This is a genomic window from Limosilactobacillus sp. C0001E2 (assembly GCF_056590915.1).
In genome coordinates this window covers 1-5,368 of record NZ_JBWPXC010000016.1, presented here as the reverse complement: position 1 = coordinate 5,368, position 5,368 = coordinate 1, and the positions used below count along the sequence as shown (strand labels likewise).

Annotated in this window: 5 protein-coding genes; all 5 read left to right on the top strand. The window is 36.5% G+C overall.

Annotation, left to right across the window (positions count from 1 at the left end):
• Window positions 1-124 precede the first annotated feature (124 nt).
• The 5 genes from AC1EKL_RS08680 to AC1EKL_RS08660 all read left to right on the top strand — a co-directional run bounded on the left by AC1EKL_RS08680 (window position 125) and on the right by AC1EKL_RS08660 (window position 5,302).
• Complete coding sequence (locus AC1EKL_RS08680) at window positions 125-709, top strand: hypothetical protein (protein WP_480189742.1); 585 nt, start codon at window positions 125-127, stop codon at window positions 707-709.
• Window positions 709-843, top strand: a complete 135-nt coding sequence (locus tag AC1EKL_RS08675) for a hypothetical protein (RefSeq protein WP_464465203.1) — start codon at window positions 709-711, stop codon at window positions 841-843. The genes AC1EKL_RS08680 and AC1EKL_RS08675 overlap by 1 nt, the downstream gene beginning before the upstream one ends.
• Before the next feature lie 112 nt (window positions 844-955).
• The gene (locus AC1EKL_RS08670; protein WP_480190282.1) at window positions 956-3,883 is read left to right on the top strand and encodes an LTA synthase family protein; all 2,928 of its coding nucleotides are present in this window, start codon (window positions 956-958) and stop codon (window positions 3,881-3,883) included.
• 233 nt (window positions 3,884-4,116) lie between these two features.
• Window positions 4,117-4,431 (top strand): Panacea domain-containing protein, encoded by a 315-nt coding sequence (locus AC1EKL_RS08665; RefSeq protein WP_480189745.1) that lies wholly within the window; start codon window positions 4,117-4,119, stop codon window positions 4,429-4,431.
• Between the two features lie 190 nt (window positions 4,432-4,621).
• The gene (locus AC1EKL_RS08660) at window positions 4,622-5,302 is read left to right on the top strand and encodes a hypothetical protein (protein ID WP_480189746.1); all 681 of its coding nucleotides are present in this window, start codon (window positions 4,622-4,624) and stop codon (window positions 5,300-5,302) included.
• Window positions 5,303-5,368: the final 66 nt, after the last annotated feature.

The following is a 5,368-nucleotide window of genomic DNA, read 5'->3' as shown; positions in this document are numbered from 1 at the left end:
CGAACTCTGGAGGCCTATTTGTGCTTGCGGGGGCGTGAAAACGAAGTCATAAATGACTTCTGTCACGCTCCCTTTTTTCGTACCTTAATATTGGACACAATCAATATTGAGGAGTTGAAGCTAGATGGATGGCTTGATCGCATATTTTCAAAACTGCTTAGAAATTGTATCGAATTTGATCACCTCACTCGGGGTAGTGACGGTAGCACTGAATATTCGCAAATTTCGTAATGATGTGGATGCTCATCGAAAGCAAGATGAGCAAATTTTAATTCAAAACTCGATTAATGTTTTACGGAAGTTTGCGGAGCAGATCATTCCGGAAGCTAAAAGGAAACAGAAACAGTTTGAAAAGTTGTTAGAAATAAAGAAATGTCAACTCGTTAAAGAAAAGGATTTAACGATCAACGATCTTGATGAAAATGAAGCAATTCAAGAGATGATTGAACAGCTTAAATGGGATTTAAAAGATCGCTGTGGGTTTAATAATATTTTTAACGAATTTGAACAAGTTACTGTTTACATGAATTATAATATGGTTAAGCAAGACCTAGTTTATGTACCACTGCATAAGTTTTTAATTAACTTTATTGAAAACAATATGGATTATTTTTGTAGAATTAGAACGAGTGAGTCACCGTTTATTAACACTACACAACTCTATAATAATTGGAAATTAATGACTATTAAAAATAGGAGAAATAATTAATGACTAAAGAAGAAGCGCTAAATAAATGGGTTCGTGAAGAAACGGAACGACTAAAAAAGAAGAATGAAGCAAATTTAAAGAAGATGCGTGATAACCCATATCTTGTCTGGCAAGATTACAGCAAGAAAAAGTAGGTTGGCTGGAAAGATCTTTAATGATAAAGTAAATAATAATCACACCTCCACATTAACAAGGGTTAGATTATCTAACGGCTAGGCGTGGAGGTTTTATTAATGGAGAAAAGCAATGAAAGCAAAGAGAAATTCGATCCTATTTACCTGGGGGATTATTTTTACCATTTTGAATTTATGGTTGTGGAACCCGCAATTACCACTGGCTAACTATGCCATCAACAACAATAAGATGATGCTAATTCAGGTCGTGCACGTGATCTTAAACATTGGTATGACGTTTATGCTACTAAAACTTGGTCAGCTGTTCGCCAAAGCTAAACCATCATTAGTAAATTTAATTAACAGCTGGATTTTAGTGATTATTCTGGGCCTGTTGGAAGTTCTGATCCAATTATTATGGAAGAACCAATTCCAATTCTCAGACTTATTAAATAGTTTGTTTCCCTTCTCTAGAAACGTCATTCCGGTTGTGATGGGGATAATTCTATCGAGATGTTTGGTTCCGTTTTATACCAATTTGAAATTATTCAGTCGCCACCAAATTGGTGCCTTGTTATTGGCTGGCTTATTTGCCAGCACCATTTTTAATGCTAATTTATGGGGATTTGATAATAGTTACAACCTGGTGCTTACCATGATCGTAGTAAGTGTGGGTGCTTTACTGAGTAACCTGAAACTGCAGTTAAATCAACGGATGCTCAAAATCTCAGTAGGGGGGGTACTTCTTCTTAATCTGCTTTTGACAGCTGTAATGCCCAAAATTTCAGTTTCGGTCCACAATGATTTTTCTACAGCAGCGCGTTTCGCTAATCCTTCAAACGTCCTCACTATTACTGTCGCACTTGGCCTGTGTTACATATTTACCAAACAGCTTAATTTTCGCATGGCTGATACGATGCTGGTTAGCATCACATTTGCTTCATACCCGGTCCTAATGAATTTGTTCGTTTCATCGATCGTCGGTCATTTTCCGCATGCGGCCCTCCGGTATGGTGTTATGTTGATTTGTGCGATCCTTTTGTTACCAATCAGTTACTGTGGATTGCGCTTACTAGATTTAATTTCCAAAACAAAGTGGTACGACCGTTATCACAAAACAGTCGCTAGTTTCAGAACGTTCACGGATATTAAGACGTTTTTGCTACAACATTGGCAACAGCATGCACACCAATATTTAGCGATTGCCTTTTTCTATCTTCTGGCGATTGTTTCGCTATTAGCCATGGATAATAGTTTGAAGTTAACACCGAACGTAAATTACACATACAATACGTTGATTTATACGTTCTGCAATAAACAATCAATTATTATCTTCACGGCTTTCTTAATTTGGTTGATATTCAAGCTTTTCCAGTCAATCACGAACAGTTTTTGGTGGGGGATTGGAATTACCACGATGGTTAATATCATCTGGATCATTGCCAATCGCATTAAAATTTGCGCCCGGAATGAACCAATTATGCCTTCAGAAATGATTATGTATCAGGCATACGGTAGCATTTTGAAAATGGTTAATCCATGGCTGTTAGTGGGCGCAGCGATCGTGATTGTTGTAGCTTGTTTAGCTATCTGGCGGCTCAACAGAAAGAAGCCGTTCTCGAAGCACTCAATAAAAGCGCGAGGATTTTACATCATCTTAGCGATTCTTGTTTATGGCAGTGCGCTATTCTGGAATCATCAAGGTTCGCCAATTCAAACGGTTGTCAAAGGAATGGGTGTGGAATCGTACCCATTTAATCAACTCAGTGGGGCCCGGGTGAATGGACCAATTGTCCAATTTATGAGTAACGTTGATGTTAAGGTGATGGATCAGCCGACTGGATATTCTAAAGCAACGATGAACCGTTTAGCTAAAAAGTATCAGCTAACGGCTAAACAAATTAATCAACACCGGCAGAATAATTTAAGTGATCAAACAATTATCCTAAATTTGAGTGAAAGTTTTGCGACCCCTAATCGGGTTCCAGGAGTTCATTTAAAGAATGATCCAATTCCTTATATCAATAGTTTAAAGAAGAAAACCACTAGTGGGTTAATGATTAGTTCTGGTTATGGTGGCGGTACTGCTAATATGGAATATATGTCACCCACGGGCCTAACCCTGGCTAACTTTACGCCTACGTTAGCGACACCATTTACGCAGTTAGTACCATTTGCCAAACAATCATGGTCGATCAATCAGTTATTTAAAGATTCCACGGCTATTCATCCTTATGTCGGTACTTTCTATAGTCGCCCAACCGTTTATCGAAAATTCGGTTTTGACCGTTTTATGTACTTAGGAAGTCGCTATAAAATTCGTCATCAAAAGAAGATCGATCGAAGCCCCTACCTTTCAGATGCGACCTCTTATAAAAATGCTGAAGATCAACTGAAGCGTAATCGCAAGGCGCAATTTATTAGTTTGGTAACGATGCAAAACCATTTCCCATATACGGAGCACTTTTATAATGGAGCAAGTAAGTACCAAGCTTCAATTCGTGGAGCAAACACTGATAGTGAGACGGTCGCTCAATACGCAATGGGGATTCATTACACGGATCAGGCTGTTCAGCAGTTTATCAAGAAAATTAATCAAATGAAGCAGCCAATTACGGTGGTGTTTTATGGAGATCATTTACCCGGAATCTATCAAAACGATATGAGTCGGGATGGGCTAAAATTGCACGAAACTGATTATTTTATCTACTCAAATCCGGCTGCTCGCCAGCAAGGTGCTAAACAATTTATTCATAACTCACGGGTTGTTTCGCCAAATGACTTTATTGCTATGATGGCAGAACAAACCAATTCCAAAGTCACACCTTACATTGCCTTATTGACCAAGGTCTATCAAGACCTACCAGCGGTGTCGCTTAAGACCAGTAATGCGGATGCTAATGGTTATCATTCGGCTCCGCAATTTACCAATGAACAGGGTAAAGTTATTTCTCAAAAGCATTTTTCAAAATCACAAAAAGAACTTTGGCACGATTATCTTTTAGTTCAATATGATATGACGGCTGGTCATCATTATTTAGAAAAGAGTTTTTTAAAGTGATGCACTAGATTTAATTAAATCTCTCAAGAAACATTTTCTTGGGGGATTTTATGTTGGAAATTTAAAAATATAACTCGATGAAATAATCCGTATCTATATTAATGAAAGGGGAGAAGTTTTATGGATAGTAATAAAATTTATAAAATTATGAAAATACGTAAGTATGAAAAAATAAAATTATGTGGTTTATCAAAAATACGGTATAGTATTATATACATAAAGGAGGCGATAAAATGGCTAAAGCAATGGATGTAGCAGATTTAATTATTGAATTAGCAAATGAACAAGGAAAGCCTGTTTCTAATTTAAAGTTGCAAAAAGTCATGTATTTTCTAAATGTACAGAGTCTTTTGGAAAAGGGAACGCCTCTGATTACGGATTATAAATTTGAAAAATGGGATTACGGTCCGGTAATTCACTCTGTTTATTCAGAATATTCGAATAACGGTGCCGCAGAGATTTTAAAGCCGATTGACCATCAGGTGTTGAAACAAAATGATGATGGCTTTTTTTACATTACTGTGGATAAGTTTGATATTAAAAAATGAAAAGTGATAACAAAGATGATTTTGAATTTATTCAAAATCATTTAAATAGTCTACTAAGCTTTGGACCGTTTAAATTGGTAGATTATTCTCATGAAGCACCGCAGTGGTCTGATCGAAGCATCAAGACATACGACGATCGAAAAACTAAGAGGTTTTATTCGAAACGTAAAAATCAATTTTGGGCTATCTAATGGAAGAAATGAATAATGAACAACAGCTTACGCAAGCTTTAAACAAAGATTTTTGTGAATTACTGTTTAAAGAGGGTAATCTAGATGAAACGGAAACGAACCGCTTAAACAATATTGTTAGTCAGGCTGTCCATTTATCAAGATGGCATGTGCCGTACGAAATAATTACGGAATATATTTATAGTCTTGATGAGAATAGAATTGATGATATTGCTAAATCGGTAAATGAAAAGCTGGAGACCGTTACCGCTGGATCAGAAAGTGATGAAGAAATATTTAAGAAAGTTCTCCAAATCCGGTCTGATACAATTAGGCATATTCACCTGGCAATTGTTCAGAAACAGTATATTGATGATCAACTTAATGAAGCCCGTGATGGTCTTAGCCAAGTAAAGGATATGAAAGATAAAGTATATAGTGACTTTATTGCTATTCTGGGGATCTTCACTGCAATCTCCTTTACAATTGTTGGCGTAATAAATCTAATCGGTGATATTTTAGGGAAAATTCAATCTTTTAAACTAACTAATATTGGCGAAGTTGTAATGATTGAGTCTATCTATCTTGTTGGTATTTATATTATCCTTCTTGCGTTGTTGATTGGTATTTCTAAACTAAAGGGTAATGAATATTCAATATCTAAACATTTTTCGTTAGGTATCTTTTTAGGAAGGCACTAGGTCCCGTCAAGTATACAGGTTAAATAGATAAAATTTTAGGCGGCTTGATTGCGGAATTGTTCCGCG